This is a genomic window from Paenibacillus sp. NPDC058177 (genome assembly GCF_042883835.1).
Taxonomy (GTDB): Bacteria; Bacillota; Bacilli; order Paenibacillales; family Paenibacillaceae; genus Paenibacillus_AQ; species Paenibacillus_AQ agri.
On sequence record NZ_JBHVVB010000005.1, the window covers coordinates 156,008 to 172,910 of the forward strand.

The following is a 16,903-nucleotide window of genomic DNA, read 5'->3' on the forward strand; positions in this document are numbered from 1 at the left end:
TGTATTTCCGTATTGATTCTTAGTTAATAACCCACATACACGAGGCATAAGGCGACAGCTTCAGCTCTGTTCCCAGTTCTGGAACCATCTCTGTATTGGCAATGAGCAGTTCATACGACTTGCCCGCCAGCGCTGCTTCTGCAAAAGACTCGGGCAGCGTGAATGTCGCCGGCTGGCCGCTGAAATTGGAGACTACCACCAGCGTTTCCTTGTCAGAGACCCGTGCATAAGCAAATACCTGGGGATGACCTTCATCCAGACGCTCATAACGGCCATCAGTCAGAACTGCCAGCGATTTGCGCAAGCCAATCAGCTTGCGGTAATGATGGAGAATCGAATCCGGGTCGTCTAACTGCTGCTGCACATTGATCTCCTGGTAACGCTCGTCCACCTTAATCCACGGCGTCCCCGTAGTAAATCCGGCCTGTGGACTGTCATTCCACTGCATCGGTGTGCGGGAATTGTCGCGGGAACGCTCCCGGATAATATCCATTGCTTCCTCTGGCGTTTTTCCCCGTTCCAGAAGAATACCGTACATGTTCCGGGACTCAATATCCCGCAGCTCGCTCATGTCTGTCCAATGAGGATTAGGCATACCAATCTCTTCCCCTTGATAGACATAAGGCGTACCTTGCAGACCATGCAGGGTAGTCGCCAGCATCTTAGCGCTTTCTACACGGTAACGTCCGTCATCGGCAAAACGGGACAACGCCCGCGGCTGGTCATGATTGTTGAAGAACAGCGCGTTCCAGCCCCCGCCTTCCTGCATGCCCTGCTGCCAGCGGGACAGAAGGCTTTTCAGAGCCTCAAAATCATACGGCATAAGCTCCCACTTCTGCCCGTTCGGATAATCCACCTTCAGATGATGGAAATTGAACGTCATAGAGAATTCCTTCTCATCCGGATTGGAGTAACGGAGACAGTGCTCCAGCGTGGTGGAAGACATCTCTCCTACCGTGATCGCGTTGTAAGGACCAAATACCTGCTCATATAATCCTTTAACGTACTCATGCACCCTTGGACCATCGGTATAGTAGCGCCGTCCATCGCCGGGAAGAATGCTGCCATCATCGTCGGGGAACGCCTGATCCTTGGAGATGAGATTGATCACATCCATTCTGAAACCGCTAACGCCTTTGTCCGCCCAAAATCTCATCAGCTTAACGACCTCTTCGCGCACCGCCGGATTCTCCCAATTGAGATCGGCCTGCGTCTTGTCGAACAGGGTCAAGAAATACTGGCCAGAGGCTTCATCATACTGCCAGGCGGAACCTCCGAATTTGGACTGCCAGTTATTCGGCGGGCCTCCATCCGGCTTCGGGTCCTTCCAAATATAATAGTCCCGGTACGGATTATCCTTGGAGCTTTTGGACGCTTGGAACCAACGATGCTCTGTTGAAGAATGGTTAACCACGATGTCAAGCATAAGATGCATGCCACGCCTTTGGACACCTTCCATCAGCTCATCAAAATCCGCCATTGTTCCAAACTCCGGGTTGATTTGGCAATAATCCGCCACATCGTATCCGTTATCATTTTGCGGAGACACATAAACCGGCTGAAGCCAGATAATATCAATACCGAGCTGCTGCAAATAGTCGAGCTTGCCTGTTAGACCCCGGATATCACCTTCACCGCTGCCTGTTGAATCCATAAAGCTTTTGGGATATACCTGATAAACTGTAGAACGCCTCCACCAATCCTGCGCTTTTGAAATAATCACAGTTTAGTCCTCCTTGCCAAGCAAATATTTTAATCCTGTATATACAAGTTCATTAGCCTTATCATAGTATTACTTGTATATACATGTTGTCAATCGGAAGAATTTATTCCCTTTCTCCATCTATAAAAAAACGGTTATTGCTTCTAGGAGCAATAACCGTTACTTAACCTATTCCCTATATTCTAAATCAATATTCACACGCAACAGAACGATCTGTACATTATTCAGCAATCGCTTGCTGGAGCGCCTCGACATAGGCAAGGGCAAGCTTGGACAACGCCGCATTCTTATGGCTGATCCAGCCGACATTAATGGTCTCGTCACAATCCAGAGGCACCGGAATGATCTCATTGCCGTTCAGGTCCGCGCTCAGCACCCCGGTAGAAATCGTATATCCGTTCAGACCGATCAGCAGATTGAAGAGGGTTGCTCTGTCATTCACCCGGATGCTTTTCTGATGGGACAAGGTACTTAGAATCTCCTCGGAGAAGTGAAAAGAATTATATTCCCCCTGCTCAAAAGACAGGTAAGGATAATGTTGAAGCTGGTCAACCGTTACGATGGACTGCTTCGCCAGCGGGTTGTTAATGCTGATAAAAATATGCGGTTTGGCCAGAAACAGGCTGTGGAATTCCAGGTTCGCCGATTGCAGCAGCTTGTTGATGACCTTGGCGTTAAACTCATTCAGGTACAGGATGCCAATCTCGCTGCGCAGACTTTTGACATCCTCAATAATTTCATGGGTCTTCGTCTCACGCAGTGCCAATTCATATTCATCATGACCATATTCACGGACGAGATTCACGAACGCATTGACCGCAAAGGCATAGTGCTGTGTGGACACAGAAAAATGCTGCGGAGACGGTTTCGCATCGAGATACCGGTTCTCCAGCAGTTCCGCCTGTTCCACGACTTGCCTGGCGTATCCAAGAAATTCGGCTCCCTCCAGAGAGAGTGATATCCCTTTGTTGGTGCGTTCAAAGATCGTAATCCCCAGTTCTTTCTCAAGCTCTCTGATGGCATTGGACAAGCTCGGCTGGGAAATAAACAAGCGCTTAGCCGCCTCGTTCATAGAGCCACGGCTTGCCACTTCAATGACATATTTCAACTGTTGTAAGGTCAATAGAATAATCCTCTCTATATTTCAATTGCTTAGAGGGGATGTGTCCCCACCTCTCTTCCCTCTATTATATAATACATTTCAAGTTTTTACTTGCTGGCATACATCGTTCTGTTAAGAAAATGATTCATCAAGAGTGGTAAGGAAATCAGGATCGGGGGGTCACCAAATTCAGGAGGATGCAAGATCATTTCCTGAAAAGGTACCGGTGAATGCGATGTTACAACCAGTGGCTCCCTCAAACGAGTTCGCAAAGTGGTGTACGGCAGCAAAAAATCAAGGGCCTTCATCCCCCATGAGACGGAGGTAGCCATCAAATAATAGCTGCCTGGCTTTACATTCGTAAAGCGAAAATCGCCCATATTGTGCAATAGCATCCCATACAGCGGCAGGCCTTCAGGAATGGGCTTGGCAAACAATCCGACCAGAGTGACCCCCTGAAATGGCACCTCTGTCCCCACTGTCCCCTCGATTGTACCTATTCGAGTGGCCTCAGGCCGCCACTCCTTCCAACCTCCAAGGCTCTGCAGAGACCTCAGATGCTCCTCCGCTTGAAGCCGTGAATGCCTGAATTCAGACGGTGTCACGCCGACCCGTTCGACAAAACGGGTCGTGAAGGTACCCTGGCTTTGCTGACCAATCTCAAGGGAGATATCACGGACACTCTGGTTTGTACGCAGCAGCAGATCCTTTGCTTTTTGCAGCCGAAGAGAAGAAACATAATAAAGCGGCGGAATCCCGATTCTTTGTTTAAATATACGTGTAAAGTGAAAGGGACTGTAGCCCGCATAGTTAGCCAGCCGGGACAGTGGAAGGGGTTCATAGAGGTGGCGGTGAATATAGGCAATGACCCCGTCAATTTCTGCATACTGGTTGGACATAGGCATGACAATCCCCCAGGAATATTTTGTGCTGAAAAGAACGTAAGTTCGCCATAATTTTACCATAATTTTCACACATAATAAACTAAAAACCTCCACATCTCTGTGGAGGCCTTATCACTGCTCAATGACGATATTTCAGGCTGCTGGACGGCTGGTATACATGTAGCACCACCCCAGCATCAAATACTCTCGTGTCTAGTAGCTTAAGCGGCAGTGCTTGATGCATGTCCTTAAAGAGCGGAATGCCTTCTCCCAGCACCACAGGATGGATCATCAGCTGGTATTCATCAACCAACCCCAGCTTCATCAGGGACTGAGCAAAGCCAGCACCCCCATGCGCAAGAATCATCTTGCCCGGCTGCAGCTTCAAGAACGCCAGCTCTTCTTCCAGGTCACTTTGTCCGATCCGTGAATTCTTCCAGTTCGCTTCCATCAGGGTTCTGGAGAACACTACTTTGGGAATTTCATTCATTGGCGCAGCATAGCTATCTGTAGAAGTTAACCAATATTCAGACATCACATCATAGGTTTTCCTGCCCATAATATGGATATCTGCCTGCCAAAGCAGATTTACTATATACTGCTCTAGCCCACTATCAAAGCTCCGGAAGACCCAGTCTAATCCGCCGCTTGGCGTGCTGATATATCCATCCAGAGAGACATTCATTTTCAGTACTACTTTGCGCATGAACTCCCTCCATCACTATCCCGACTGACTTGGCAATTTAACTGAAAGGAATATGCTCAAGTATATCATGGGACAGCATGCAGGATTTCTTATCAATTGCTATTTTACGACCTCTTCCCCGGTCGCCGAATCATAAGCATATAACAGAGAATAGTGCCAACATCAGCCGCCGCGATGACAATCCCCATCGGCAGCGCCGTTCCACTGCCGCCAAGGCCAACCAGAGGCGCTACCAACGCCCCGCCGATCATCGACAGCAGTCCTTGAAGAGCAGATGCGCTGCCCGCAGATTGTCCCTGTTGTTGCATTGCCAGGGAGAAAGCTGCCGTGCTGACAATCCCTACACTGGACACCACCATAAACAATGGAATCAGAGTAGCCAGTAGCCCGGCTCCAAGCAAGGTCATTGCGAGCAGCAGCAAACCACCGACTGCGGCGTAGATCAGCCCGGCCACCAACAGCTTCGTCTCACCGAATCGTTCCGCCAATTTACCGGTAACCTGTCCAGTGATAATAATCCCGAGGCCATTCACGGCGAAGATCAAGCTGAACATCTGGGGTGTTGCTCCGAACAAATTTTGAATTACAAACGGCGAACCAGCAATATAAGCAAACATGGCGGCAAAGACCAGTCCCTGCGAAAGAGCATATCCCATAAACATCCGGTCACTCAGCAGACGTCCAAAGGTAGCCAGTGTACTCTTCAGCCCTCCCCCCGACCGCTGTGCCTCTGGCAGAGTCTCACGCAGACCGAATAGCACGGAGGCCAGCATGACAAGCCCAATCACACCAAGCACAATGAACACTCCCGGCCACGAAGTGAATCTCAATAATTGACCGCCAGCAATCGGTGCCGCGATAGGAGCCACACCATTGATAAGCATCAACAAGGCAAAAAAACGGGTCAACTCTGTCCCGGAATACATGTCTCTTACCATCGCTCTGGCTACTACAACCCCCGCCGAGCCACCCAGACCCTGAATGAACCGAAGAACAATGAGCGCTTCAATAGATGTGCTCATGGAGCAGAGAAACGAAGTAATCACATAGAGCGATAGACCAACGATCAGAGGCATCCGCCGGCCGCGCACATCACTAAGCGGCCCGGCGACCAGCTGCCCTACTGCGAGACCCACCAAACATGCTGTCAAGCTAAGTTGGGCCAGTGACGGACTGGAATGCAGATCCTTGGCCAGATCGGGCAGTGAGGGAAGATACATATCAAGGGACAGCGGCCCAAATGCCGTGAGCGCCCCCAGAATCAAAGCAATCCACAAGCGGCCGGCTTTAGCTGGCTGCCTGGTGTTAACTTTAGAGCCAGAAATCATAATTTCTAATTCACAACCTGTCTTTAAGAGATAACGTTGTTATAATTTTATTACAACATTTATAACAAATTTATAAGACATACCTTGCCCTGTCAATCTTTAATTGAACAATGGTAAATTTATACTTCTATCCAATGAATACACAGCGCGAATTTCGCCTGCTTCACTGCTATATGTTATAATTTTTTTACAAATCCAATGGAATCAGGAGTCATTCAGATGCAGAATAACATCGATGTTGCTGGACTGCTGAAGAGCATTTCAGTTATGATCGCAGCCCTGATGGGACCATCTACGGAAGTGGTTGTGCATGACATGGAGAAGGCGGAAATCATTCATATCGAAAACGGCCATATTACCGAAAGACAGGTAGGGGATTTGGAGGACGCCAATACTATTAACCTGCTCTCTCAAAGCGCCGAGCAAAATAACACCCTGATCGGGTATTTAAGCACCGCCAAGAGCAACAAGCCACTTAAATCATCCACTCTTTTTATCAAAGATTTGGACGGTAAACTCAAATACACGCTGTGTGTCAACCAAGACATCTCCGCCTTCAAAAGCGCCATGGATCTACTGACCCACCTTACCAGCACATTTACTTATGAGGTGACCGACGTACAGCCCGGCGGCGAAACGATCAAACAAATTACGACGAAGCTCATTATGGAGGAGATTTTCAAGGCCAAGCCATTCTCTATGGACTCCAAGGAAGCCAAGCTGAAGATTATCCAGCAGCTGGACGACAAGGGTGTCTTCGACGTTAAAGACGCGGTCCCTAAAGTCTGTGAGCTGCTCTCTATCTCCCAGGCCACCCTCTATAACTATCAGCGGGAGCTACGAGTGCGCAAGGAAAAAGAGTCCACACGCAAGTAACATCAGCAGCTCCCTTCTTTCAAATCAACTGAATTATAATAAAAGACAGGCGCCGCGGACCCCATCTCCCGGCGTCCTTTTTTTGCGCTGACTCCCAGTCCCTGCGAGCGGATAAAAAAATGGAAACCATCACAGAATATGAGCGAGGTGGTTATTATGAGCAACTTGATCGAGCAGGACTGGGAAAAGGATTTGATTTACACTTTCGATTTGAACAGCGATTTCTCCATAAAGACGGTCACGCTGTTCGATCAAACGGTAAAAGTATATTATCTTAGCTCGCTCGTGGACCTTACGAGTACGTTGGTTACATGGGATCAGGTCATTTCAGCGACTGGAGAAGAAGATCACTCCCTGGCGAGAGACCTTCTTCCACTGGAGTTTACAGTAGATGGCTCCTATCAGGAAGTCACCGATTCCCTCCTCAAAGGTAAACTGATCGCTAAGGACCCGGATTCCGGTAAGCCACTCGTACTGGATGCAGATTTGTGGCCGCTAAACCGCTCTATCTCAGCTTCAGAGAACGAGAATCCGCTTCAGTCTTCTATTGATGGATTCACGGAAAAACTGGATACCAATATAGGCCTGATCCGCAGGAGAATCAGCAATAAAGAACTCGTCATCGAATCGTATATCCTGGGAACCAATTCCCACAGGGAGATCGCACTCATCTATATGAAAAATGCATCTAACCCCAAGGTTGTCCAATCTGTCAAAGACCGGCTCAACAGAAACAAGCATAAAGATGTCATCCATGTAAATGGCCTGCTGCAGGTACTGGAGCAGCCTAAGTATTCGCTGGTTCCCATCTATCTGACTTCAGAGCTGCCGGGAGAGGCCGCACAGAACCTGCTGGATGGAAAAGTGGTTATTCTGATGGACTTGTTTCCTAACGCCTACTCTTTTCCAGCCATCGTCAAAGATCTGTGGTCTTTCAAGCTGGACTTAAACTACCCTTACTTGTATCTCCTGTTCTTCCGCTGTATCCGTATTGCAGGGATCGCCTTCGCGATTATTATGCCCGGACTGTATGTTGTGCTTAATTCTGTAAATCCGGAACTTTTACGGATTCAGTTGGCGATTTCTGTCGCGAAAAGCAGGGAAGGCGTTCCCTATCCCTCATTTGTAGAAGTGATGCTGATGCTGCTCCTCATGGAAATGGTGATTGAGGCTACTATCCGGCTACCCAAGAACATCGGCCCCACGATCACGATGGTTGGAGGCATTATCCTCGGGCAAGCGATTGTACAAGCCCGGCTGGTGAGCAATCTGCTGATTATTATTCTGGCCGCAACGACCATCTCCAATTTCACAATGGCTGGTTATCTCAATACGATTGGAATTCGCATCTTCAAATACGTCGTCCTGGTTCTGAGTTCTATTTATGGCATCTTGGGATTACAGGTAGCAATGATCTGGCTGTTCATCTATTTTGCCGCACTCAAGACGTTTTCGGTGCCCTATTTAAGCCTTAGCACGAAAGGAAAGAGTCCGGATGACTAAACCCATGGTTGTCATGCTGTTTATCCAACTGCATCTGACAGCGATGCTGTCCATTTTTACCGTGAGAATTCTGGAAGTCACCTCGCTTGCCCATTGGGAAGCCATTCTGCTTGACTGTGTGCTGGAGATGCTGCTGGTCTGGATCTACCTGAAGGGTTTATCCCGATTCCCGGGAAAAAACATGATCGAAATCATTTCCGAAACAACGGGATCATGGCTGGCCCGGCTGATTCTTCTTCCTTTCGCAGTCTTTCTGTTCTTCCACCTCACCTTGTTAAACCGTTACCAAATTTTCAAAATCAACGTAGTTTTGCTTCAGGATACTCCGCTTTGGGCCATCACTTTGATCTATATGGCTCTCCCCTTGTATGCAGCCTGCAAAGGGTTCTCTGTCATTCTCCGCATCAGTGCGGCGCTATTCATCTTCTACATTCCTTTTGTGCTGTTCTCACTATTCATCAGTGCTCATAATTTTGACTTTCATAACATCTTTCCAATCTGGGACCCGAAAATGACCTTTTTGGCCCAACCCACTTATTATTCCAGCCTTATCTCTTTCTCAGGCTTTCTGTTTCTTGGCATGCTATCCCTCGACAAACCTTTCAAGCCCAGCAGATTAATGTTGGTTATGATTATCCTTGCCTTTTTCTACCTCTCCACCGTTTATGTCCCGTTACTTATTTTCAGCGAGGAGGTCGCTATCACTTTTCAATATCCCAACGTCCTGGCCTCAGACACGATTGATCTGGAATGGGTCGTCTTCGATTGGCTGCCTACATTCTCGGTGGTCTCCTCCACCGGTCTGGGCATTCTGGAAGCAGCTACGACACTCTGGACAGCTACGACTCTAATTAAGAAACTGTTTCTGCCTATCAACGAAGTGTGGATCGCCTCAGGTTTGACCTTAGCCATGTTTTTGCTCAGCATGCTGGTTAAAAATAGTTCTGACCTGAATCATTTCTTACTAATGAACAGCATCCCAGGAATTTATAGCATGCTCGTACTCCCGCTCGCTGTGGCTTTGTCCGGCTTATGGAAAAGGAGGGCCTCCGCTTGAAGCGCAGAATCATTCCCCGGCTGCTGCTCGCATTCTGCCTCCCTTGTCTGCTGAGTGGCTGCTGGGATATCAAAGACATCAACAAACGTTATCTCCCTGTGGTGATGGGCATCTGTGACGGAAAAACTGAAACCTACCACGTAACCCTTCAGGTTCCTACTGTTACCGGGACGACCCAAATTCTGGAGCAGGAAGCCAAGTCCATCAGCAAAGCCCTTGATTTGATCCGGACCAAATCCGAAAAGCATGTCGATCTTCTCCATTTGCGGTTGATCCTGATCAGTGAGGAAATGGCCGAAAAAGGAATCGACGACATTATAGACTACGCCATTCGGGCCGATGATATCTCCATCAAAGGCATGGTAGCCATTGTTACCGGAGACTTCCAGAAGGCACTGCACCATCAAGTCGGACCGACGCCAGAGGTGTCCTCCTATGATTATTTCAGTGAAGAAGCCGGCTGGACGCCCAATGTATCGCTTGTCCGGTTGTGGGAGGCTTATAAAGTTAGTCGCTCTTACACACAAGATACAGCTATTCCGCTGGTGGAGGCGGGAACAGACACGTTATATGAATTCAGGGGCTCCGCCATTATGAGGAACTCCAAGATGGTAGGCACATTAACGCCTGATGAGACACTGATCAACAATATTTTCTCTGAAAAATATACCGGCGGAACCATTGAGACTGCTGAAGATGCCAGCATCCTGATTAAGAAGGCCACGGTTCGTCATCGAATAAAATGGGGAGACTCCGGTCCGCAGTTAAACAGCAAACTCCATCTGGATATTGAGGTTTCCGAGAACAAGCAAGGACTTTCCAATCAGGAAATCACCGAGGAGATCAAGACATCCATTGAGAAACGGGGCGCCAATATCATCGACAAGCTGCATACCCTCAAAGCAGATGTACTCGGGATTGGTCAGTTGTTCAAGCCAAAGATGACGGTAGCACAGTTGAAGGAATGGAAGGAGAAATGGTATCCGAAATTGCAATCCAAAATTGAGGTTGAGATCAATATCCGAAATAACATCTATCTGAAGGACAAGCTCAGAGAAAATAATCTCCGGATGTGATGAATTTCATATGATCTGACAATCAGAAAGCAGCGAGCCTCTCATGACAAGAGACTCGCTGCTTTGCTATGACTTTATTAGAGTTGCTTATAGAAGTTATATCTTAAGGTAGAAGTGCTGGTGCTTTGCGATTATGCGTTCCTTGCTCATAAGCATAAGCCAACTTGATCAGGGTAGCCTCGTCAAACGGACGACCCAGGAATTCCATGCCTGCTGGCAGACCTTCCGACGTGAATCCAGCCGGAACCGAGATCGCAGGGAATCCGCTGAAAGGGCTAAGTCGGTTATTGTTACCGGCTTTGGAGGATTCGCCGATCGGTACAGTGGTTTGTACAGTAGATGGATAGATAATGGCATCCAGGTTATTGTCAGCCATCACCTTCAAGAGCGCATCGCGTGTCAGCTTGGTGCGTTTCAGGACGATATCCTTATACTCCTGGGATTCCAGATCACGTGTATCACGCAGCTTATAGGTACTTTCGTTCCCTTTTAGGAATTGTCCGGAGTTGATAATCTCTGTAAGCGTATGGTAAGGCGCATCCGGCTGGTAATTCGCCAGGTATTCATTCAACTGAGATTTGAATTCATATCCACTGAGACTTGGATATTTCATGATTTCCGCCAGATTCGGGATGGTGATCGGGGTTGTAATCGCCCCTAGTTTTTTGATGTCAGCAACAGCGGCATTCATCAGATTAGTAGTCGGCATTTCTTCCGGCTTGGTGCCAAATAACTCAGTAGCCACCCCGATGCGGGCACCTCTAAGACCATTGACATCCAGGTCCTTCGTATAATCGGTCTTGGAGTGACCAACGCCATAGGCTGTTGCAACATCATTAGCGTCATAGCCAGATGAGGTTCCCAGAAGAATCGCTGCATCCGTTACGGTACGGGCTATCGGGCCGCCTACGTCCTGGGTCAGGGCCAGTGGTATGATACCATCACGGCTCGTCAAACCCACCGTTGGACGAATACCAACCAAACTGTTATACGAAGATGGAATGCGAATCGAACCACCGGTATCCGTTCCAAGGCCAGCCAAAGCAAAGTTAGCCGCTATAGATGCGCCGGTGCCTGCGCTGGACCCACCAGGATTGCGGTCAGGAGCATAAGGGTTCAAGGTCTGTCCACCCAGCGAGCTGGCTCCCGTAATACCTGAGGCGAATTCATCCAGATTGGATTTGCCGATAACGATAGCTCCGGCATCCTTGAGCTTCTTAACCATCTCCGCGTCATGTGTCGGAATAGCATCCTTCAGACAAAGACAGCCTGCGGTGGTAGGCAGATCAGCAGTAGCGTAGTTATCTTTTAGGATAATTGGAATCCCGTGGAGCGGTCCGCGAATGCCTTTGGTCTCTCTTTCTTTATCCATTGCTTCGGCAGTCTTAAGGGCATCGGAATTCACAGTGATTATCGCATTTAACTTTACGCCTTGGTGATCATACTTATTGATCCGATCCAGGTACATTTGGGTCAACTGTTTATAGGTCAGCTTCCCTTGACCGACAGCTTTTTGAATATCAGCAATTGTTGTTTCCAGCAATTCAAAGGGCTTCAGATAATCATAGAGACGGTCAGCCAGCACCTGAGCCTGCTTCTCTGTCAAAAGCGCTTTAGGTTCAAAGCGGGCTGGACTCGTTCCCTGCATAAGCTGTTTCTCATTCAGGGCTCCAATTGCCCCTGCGGAAGCTGAATTATCGGGTACATCGACGAATGGCTCTTTGGCATCTGCCAGCTTCAGCGAAGTCCCCAGCATAACAGCCAACTGTTCGCGGGACACACTCGGGGCCTCTTTCATCTGAAACGAAATGGTACTTCCAGCCCGTGAACTGGCATCGTTCATCAGGGAGACTAATTCCTGTGAAGTAACCGGTTTGATCGAAGTTGCCACTGTTGGTGCTGCAAAAGCAGACAACGGAACGGACAACATCAAGGCTCCTGTTACTAGACCGGAGATGATAGTAAATCTGGATTTTCTGAACATGATGACTCCCCCGCTTTCAAGTTATGTAATCTGGTTGACTAGTAATTCCCCCTCATTATATTTCGTGTTATATTTCCTTACAAACATAAATATTTAAGTAAAAAGCGATTTCATATTTATTTATCTCAAATTATCTGCTATTTCCGGCGTTATACTATCTATTTTGATTTATACTGTTTAGTGTTTCTTATAGAAATTGGTTGCACTAAAATGATATAGAACGTAATTTCAATATTAATATACAGAATATATGTTATATTTACTAACATTTAATCTGTTTGATATTGTTTCATATTTTTAATATGATAGATTTTCGCACACAAAAAAACGGCATTTCTGCCGTTTTTTTAAGAATGAATTCAGGATTATGAGATGCTCTTTATCCAGCTCAGCATGGGTGCTTCCGAAGGCTGCCAGCCTAACAGATTTCTTGCATGTACTGCACGCACACGACTGTTGGAGGCGATGGCAAAGCGAGCCCAGTCGCCTAGTTCTGCAATAGCCTCATCGGCCGGCCAGCTCGTTGTTTTGCCTCCAAAGCCCAGTGCTTCACTAACCGCTTTGGCGATATCCTGGAAAGACTCTTCCCCATTTTCAGCGAAGAAGTACGAAGCAGAGGGTGCTTTTTCCAGAGCCAGTCGATACAATTCCGCCAAATCCTTGATATGAACGTTAGACCAACGATTCACTCCTTTACCCACATGAACACCAGCTCCCACGGCCTTCGATTTGCGGATAACCTGTGGCAACTGATCGCTTTGTGTCGGTAAGCCGAGTGAATCACCGTAGATCATGGAAGGCACGATAACCACACTTCTCACCCACTCATCGATTCCGGCTTGGCGCACTAGATTGTTGATCGCTACCCGGTCAGCGCGGATATCCATCGGAACAAATGGTGTTTCCTCGTCATAAATATGCTCGCTTTTGGAATCGCCCCGGGCATCATCTCCCACCACACTGGAACCCGATGTGTGCAGAAAAGCTTTACCGGTACCACGCAAGGCGGCGATAAAGGTTTCTACTGCCCCTCTGTGGTCCGAGTCGGCGGTATGAATAACCGCATCGCTTAACTTAGCGTACTTGGTTAGCACTTCGTTGTCTTCAAGCGTGCCCAGTACAGGCTCTATGCCTATTTCCTTAAGAGCATCCACCTTCTTCGGATCACGCACAAGCCCATAGACTACATGTCCAGCATCAATCAGTACCTTAGCCACAGACCCGCCAATATAACCGGTTGCACCTGTCACAAATACTTTCATTGTTTCTCTTCTCCTCCTATATATTTAATATAAATAGCGGATTAGCCTAGTTGTTCAATCACCGCTTTGGTGAGTATTGAATGATTATTGCTCCCCTATTGTAGTTCTCCACAACACATAAAACAAATTATTAATTATATGATTAATCATAAATATATTTATAGTTAGTTATATAAAAAAGACCGCCCAGCTGACACTGGCCGATCTCTATTCTTCTTCACGGATAACCACCATAATCTCGCGGATCTGCGGCAAATGCTTGTGCTTAAGCTTATAAGCGAAGAACAGTTCGTTTTTCACTTTTAAATCCTCATAAATCTCTTTCGTGTTAATTCTGGCGTCTTCATTAGTCAAATATGTAGTTATAACACTAAGACCTGTGCCGTTACCTATCGCCTTCAGGATCATATGTAAATTCGGAATAACATGAACCGGTCTGATCTGCGGGCGTTTGTTAAAATGCTCTCTCCAGATCCGCCGGATGATCGGCAGCTCCAGTCCATAGCTCATCCATGGCTGCGCAGACAGCCATTGCTCTCTTGCCTCAAGATCATCCGTATCCGGTATCTCATAATGACTTGGCGCCACAATGGCAAATTCCTCGTCCATTAATTTCAGGTACTCAATTCCCGGCGTCTGCACCTTCTGGGAGGTAATGATAATATCCACCTTATCCTCTTTCAACATCTCCAGCAATTCAGTGGCAGTTCCAAAATGGGTAATCGTGCGGAAATCGTATTGATGCAGCCGCGGAAGTATTTTTTCCATATAGAACTCATGCGCTGTCCCTATCTTAATCACTGTGATCGTGGGCAGCGAAGCCGCTCTGAAATTCATTGTCGCCTCCTCTAGCGACTCGATTAGCGGGGCCAGCTGAGAGTACAGCTCCTTCCCCCGTTCGGTGGGCAACATCTTCCGTGCCGTTCGGATAAAAAGCGCTTCCCCTACCTCGGCCTCCAGAGAGGCCAGATGCTGACTCATCGCCGGCTGTGTCATCATTCGGGTCTTTGCAGCTTCAGACACCGAGTTATGCTTATAGATATTGCAGAAGCTTCTGTACCATTCAAAGTCTGCCATGCTGCCTCCTGTCTCTTTCTTTTACTAATGTCAAGACTTGTCTATTATTTAAACCTCTCAGGATAAATCTCATCCCGGCGGCATTTGACTCATGTCCATGTATAACACATTCCAGCGGTGACCGTCCGGATCAGCAAATCCGGCACCGTACATCCAGCCCTCGCCTCCGGGCTTTTTGTAGACCGTGCCGCCAGCCGCCAGCACCTTGCTTACCAGCTCATCGACTTCTTCCCGGCTCTCTGCATCAATGGACAATAAGACCTCTGTCCCCTGCTGTGTATCTGCAAGTTCATGACCTGTAAAGCTCTTAAAGGTGTCCTCAGGGAACAGCATCACCATCACTTGCTTGTCTCCAATGATCAGCCCCGCAGCCTCATCACTGTTCTCATGCCGTGGATGAAACGAAAAACCAAGCTTGCCGAAGAACTCCCGTGACCTCTGAAGGTTTTTCACCGGAAGGTTAATCCACAATTCTTTTGTCAACGCGATCGCTCCCCTTGGAGTTAAAATAGGTTTACAACTACATATTAACACGCCTGAGTCGAACATGATTACTTATGAATTGCGGTTTGGTTCTTGATCATAACCATCCATTTGAAAAAAAGAAAATTTGTTTAAAGTATGTCCATGGGATGGATTTTTAAGCAATGGAAGTTGGGCCTTATCCGGTTATAATATATGCAAAGCATCCTTTCCACTCGGAGGGCTGCTTTGCATTAACTAGCTGGGTTCTATCGTATCGATTACCGCAGCATACGCTGAAACCGGCGTGAAGCTTCCCGCATGATGGGTCTGCCATGACCGAAGCAGGCGATTCCGAAATCGTATTGACCCAATTTTTGAATACTATGCTTCCCAACTCCTATATCCTCATACCCCATACTGAAACCGAGTCCCGTCATGTTGGTTGCCACATCTGCTACGAACATAACTCCGCCATGCCCGGAATGCAAGAAACCAAGCTGACCCAGACAGTGACCCGGAAGATGAACAGCCATTAAGTCATCAGAAAAATCAGGATGCTCACCATCTGCCAATCTAACATCAACTTGAACAGGTTCGACGGGAGTCCCCTTGCCAAAGAGACGGAACAACAGTTTGTTCAGCAGACCCGGAGCCGGAGTCATCGGCCGCATCTGCAACCCATTCTCTATAATGTCGGCATCCATGGCATTTGCATAGATTTTAACATGTGGAAGCATCCGTTTCAGTGCTGCTGCGCTTCCGGCATGATCGGTATGGCAATGCGTAAGCAGAATAGACTTCAACTCCTCACGCTTGTGACCCAGCGATTCAATGGCTGTTATAATTTCATACTCACTCCCGGGTAATCCCGTATCTATCAGTACAAGCCCATGCTCCATTTCCAGCAGGTAGGCATTTACATTTTTCAGAGGTAATAAATAGATTCCATCAACTACTGGTTTGATCTTCATCAATCTCTTCCTTTCTAAATCAGAATGGGCTTACCAGAAATATATTTAGCTATGCTAAATATATTCTCAAAAAAAACCTCCTCTCTATTGTTTTTTTATTCCTCATTGGAAACATTGTTATGATTTTTCTGCATCCACACCAGCATCAGGGAGATCTCTTCCGGAGACATTCCCTGCCGGACCACGTTTTCCAGTTCCGTGATAATCTCCATACAGACCTTGCTCTGAGCCAGTCCTGCTTCCGTCAGATAAATCCGTTTGGACCGCGCATCCTGCGGATCGGACTTCCGAACCACCCAACCGCCTTCTACAAGAGCATTAAGCAGATTCGTAAGTGATGCCGGACGAATGCCAAGCCGCTCGTGTAATTCCTTCTGCGTCATGCCATCTCCAAGGGTCCACAATTGCTCCAATACATTCACCTGTCCTGAAGTAAGACCGTAGGGTGCCAACTTCCTGTCATACATAACGTTAAGATCGCGGTAAATCCGTTTATTCCAATACACGATATATCCACTGAATGGATGACCCACTTATTTAGCCTCCCTAAATAAATTATTAATCTTTTTTTCTTTGCTGTCAAGCAGTGTGTTCCTCTCAGCTTATCGCATACACCAATACTCAGTCCTCTGCCACCCGCTTCGTGCCGGTAATATCCGCAATCTCTCATAGGTAGGGGCACTCCGGTTGAACATGGTGCTTGGGGCAGATTTGGACACGGCTTCATTGGTCATGGCATCTTCCGCATCCCCATAGTCAGATTGCAGAATCAGATTGGGGTCCATACCCAGGGCCAGCAGATTTCCCGGGTTGTCTCCTAGTAAAATAATCTTCTGGAGATGCACCGGAATAGATGCAGGCATTTACTACCTGAGAATATGCCTTTTTT

General features: G+C 47.6%; 16 protein-coding genes. 4 read left to right on the forward strand and 12 right to left on the reverse strand.

Going from position 1 to position 16,903, the window contains the following annotated elements:
- Positions 1 to 19: 19 nt before the first annotated feature.
- The 5 genes from treC to ACFVU8_RS20210 all read right to left on the reverse strand — a co-directional run bounded on the left by treC (position 20) and on the right by ACFVU8_RS20210 (position 5,743).
- Positions 20 to 1,723 carry an alpha,alpha-phosphotrehalase gene (gene treC / locus ACFVU8_RS20190; protein WP_379464771.1) on the reverse strand — a complete coding sequence of 568 codons (1,704 nt, stop codon included), beginning with the start codon at positions 1,721 to 1,723 and terminating at the stop codon, positions 20 to 22.
- 220 nt (positions 1,724 to 1,943) lie between these two features.
- Positions 1,944 to 2,846, reverse strand: a complete 903-nt coding sequence (locus ACFVU8_RS20195; RefSeq protein ID WP_175371320.1) for a LysR family transcriptional regulator — start codon at positions 2,844 to 2,846, stop codon at positions 1,944 to 1,946.
- An 86-nt stretch (positions 2,847 to 2,932) separates the two neighbouring features.
- Positions 2,933 to 3,724: a helix-turn-helix transcriptional regulator gene (locus ACFVU8_RS20200; RefSeq protein ID WP_387430126.1), complete on the reverse strand. Its 792-nt coding sequence runs from the start codon at positions 3,722 to 3,724 to the stop codon at positions 2,933 to 2,935.
- Between the two features lie 124 nt (positions 3,725 to 3,848).
- Positions 3,849 to 4,415 carry a dihydrofolate reductase family protein gene (locus ACFVU8_RS20205; protein WP_387429690.1) on the reverse strand — a complete coding sequence of 189 codons (567 nt, stop codon included), beginning with the start codon at positions 4,413 to 4,415 and terminating at the stop codon, positions 3,849 to 3,851.
- A gap of 104 nt (positions 4,416 to 4,519) precedes the next feature.
- Positions 4,520 to 5,743 (reverse strand): multidrug effflux MFS transporter, encoded by a 1,224-nt coding sequence (locus tag ACFVU8_RS20210; protein WP_387429693.1) that lies wholly within the window; start codon positions 5,741 to 5,743, stop codon positions 4,520 to 4,522.
- Between the two features lie 219 nt (positions 5,744 to 5,962).
- Here ACFVU8_RS20210 and ACFVU8_RS20215 point away from each other — a divergent pair, with 219 nt between their 5' ends.
- The 4 genes from ACFVU8_RS20215 to ACFVU8_RS20230 all read left to right on the forward strand — a co-directional run bounded on the left by ACFVU8_RS20215 (position 5,963) and on the right by ACFVU8_RS20230 (position 10,255).
- Complete coding sequence (locus tag ACFVU8_RS20215; RefSeq protein ID WP_387429695.1) at positions 5,963 to 6,619, forward strand: helix-turn-helix transcriptional regulator; 657 nt, start codon at positions 5,963 to 5,965, stop codon at positions 6,617 to 6,619.
- Positions 6,620 to 6,775: 156 nt separating this feature from the next.
- Positions 6,776 to 8,122, forward strand: a complete 1,347-nt coding sequence (locus tag ACFVU8_RS20220) for a spore germination protein (protein WP_387429697.1) — start codon at positions 6,776 to 6,778, stop codon at positions 8,120 to 8,122.
- Positions 8,115 to 9,179 (forward strand): GerAB/ArcD/ProY family transporter, encoded by a 1,065-nt coding sequence (locus ACFVU8_RS20225; RefSeq protein WP_387429700.1) that lies wholly within the window; start codon positions 8,115 to 8,117, stop codon positions 9,177 to 9,179. The genes ACFVU8_RS20220 and ACFVU8_RS20225 overlap by 8 nt, the downstream gene beginning before the upstream one ends.
- Positions 9,176 to 10,255, forward strand: coding sequence for a Ger(x)C family spore germination protein (locus ACFVU8_RS20230; RefSeq protein WP_379464777.1), 1,080 nt, complete (start codon positions 9,176 to 9,178; stop codon positions 10,253 to 10,255). The genes ACFVU8_RS20225 and ACFVU8_RS20230 overlap by 4 nt, the downstream gene beginning before the upstream one ends.
- Positions 10,256 to 10,358: 103 nt before the next feature.
- Here the strand turns inward: ACFVU8_RS20230 and ACFVU8_RS20235 are convergent, their stop codons facing one another.
- From ACFVU8_RS20235 to ACFVU8_RS20265, 7 genes are all read right to left on the reverse strand, one after another.
- Positions 10,359 to 12,239, reverse strand: coding sequence for an amidase family protein (locus tag ACFVU8_RS20235; protein WP_387429702.1), 1,881 nt, complete (start codon positions 12,237 to 12,239; stop codon positions 10,359 to 10,361).
- A gap of 365 nt (positions 12,240 to 12,604) precedes the next feature.
- Positions 12,605 to 13,501 carry an NAD-dependent epimerase/dehydratase family protein gene (locus tag ACFVU8_RS20240; RefSeq protein ID WP_387429705.1) on the reverse strand — a complete coding sequence of 299 codons (897 nt, stop codon included), beginning with the start codon at positions 13,499 to 13,501 and terminating at the stop codon, positions 12,605 to 12,607.
- Positions 13,502 to 13,708: 207 nt separating this feature from the next.
- Complete coding sequence (locus tag ACFVU8_RS20245) at positions 13,709 to 14,578, reverse strand: LysR family transcriptional regulator (protein WP_387429708.1); 870 nt, start codon at positions 14,576 to 14,578, stop codon at positions 13,709 to 13,711.
- Positions 14,579 to 14,647: 69 nt separating this feature from the next.
- Positions 14,648 to 15,061 carry a VOC family protein gene (locus ACFVU8_RS20250; RefSeq protein WP_387429710.1) on the reverse strand — a complete coding sequence of 138 codons (414 nt, stop codon included), beginning with the start codon at positions 15,059 to 15,061 and terminating at the stop codon, positions 14,648 to 14,650.
- A 260-nt stretch (positions 15,062 to 15,321) separates the two neighbouring features.
- Positions 15,322 to 16,014 (reverse strand): MBL fold metallo-hydrolase, encoded by a 693-nt coding sequence (locus tag ACFVU8_RS20255; RefSeq protein ID WP_379464782.1) that lies wholly within the window; start codon positions 16,012 to 16,014, stop codon positions 15,322 to 15,324.
- Between the two features lie 95 nt (positions 16,015 to 16,109).
- Positions 16,110 to 16,547 (reverse strand): MarR family winged helix-turn-helix transcriptional regulator, encoded by a 438-nt coding sequence (locus tag ACFVU8_RS20260; RefSeq protein ID WP_175371309.1) that lies wholly within the window; start codon positions 16,545 to 16,547, stop codon positions 16,110 to 16,112.
- 69 nt (positions 16,548 to 16,616) lie between these two features.
- Positions 16,617 to 16,877, reverse strand: a complete 261-nt coding sequence (locus ACFVU8_RS20265) for a hypothetical protein (protein WP_175371308.1) — start codon at positions 16,875 to 16,877, stop codon at positions 16,617 to 16,619.
- Positions 16,878 to 16,903 lie beyond the last annotated feature (26 nt).

Bases quoted from the DNA above. Each gene is read 5' to 3' on its own strand.
- ACFVU8_RS20200 (WP_387430126.1), bottom strand. From the start codon at position 3,724: ATGTCCAACCAGTATGCAGAAATTGACGGGGTCATTGCCTATATTCAC.
- ACFVU8_RS20245 (WP_387429708.1), bottom strand. From the start codon at position 14,578: ATGGCAGACTTTGAATGGTACAGAAGCTTCTGCAATATCTATAAGCAT.
- ACFVU8_RS20240 (WP_387429705.1), bottom strand. From the start codon at position 13,501: ATGAAAGTATTTGTGACAGGTGCAACCGGTTATATTGGCGGGTCTGTG.
- ACFVU8_RS20210 (WP_387429693.1), bottom strand. From the start codon at position 5,743: ATGATTTCTGGCTCTAAAGTTAACACCAGGCAGCCAGCTAAAGCCGGC.
- ACFVU8_RS20235 (WP_387429702.1), bottom strand. From the start codon at position 12,239: ATGTTCAGAAAATCCAGATTTACTATCATCTCCGGTCTAGTAACAGGA.
- ACFVU8_RS20205 (WP_387429690.1), bottom strand. From the start codon at position 4,415: ATGCGCAAAGTAGTACTGAAAATGAATGTCTCTCTGGATGGATATATC.
- ACFVU8_RS20265 (WP_175371308.1), bottom strand. From the start codon at position 16,877: ATGCCTGCATCTATTCCGGTGCATCTCCAGAAGATTATTTTACTAGGA.
- ACFVU8_RS20255 (WP_379464782.1), bottom strand. From the start codon at position 16,014: ATGAAGATCAAACCAGTAGTTGATGGAATCTATTTATTACCTCTGAAA.
- ACFVU8_RS20220 (WP_387429697.1), top strand. From the start codon at position 6,776: ATGAGCAACTTGATCGAGCAGGACTGGGAAAAGGATTTGATTTACACT.
- ACFVU8_RS20215 (WP_387429695.1), top strand. From the start codon at position 5,963: ATGCAGAATAACATCGATGTTGCTGGACTGCTGAAGAGCATTTCAGTT.
- ACFVU8_RS20225 (WP_387429700.1), top strand. From the start codon at position 8,115: ATGACTAAACCCATGGTTGTCATGCTGTTTATCCAACTGCATCTGACA.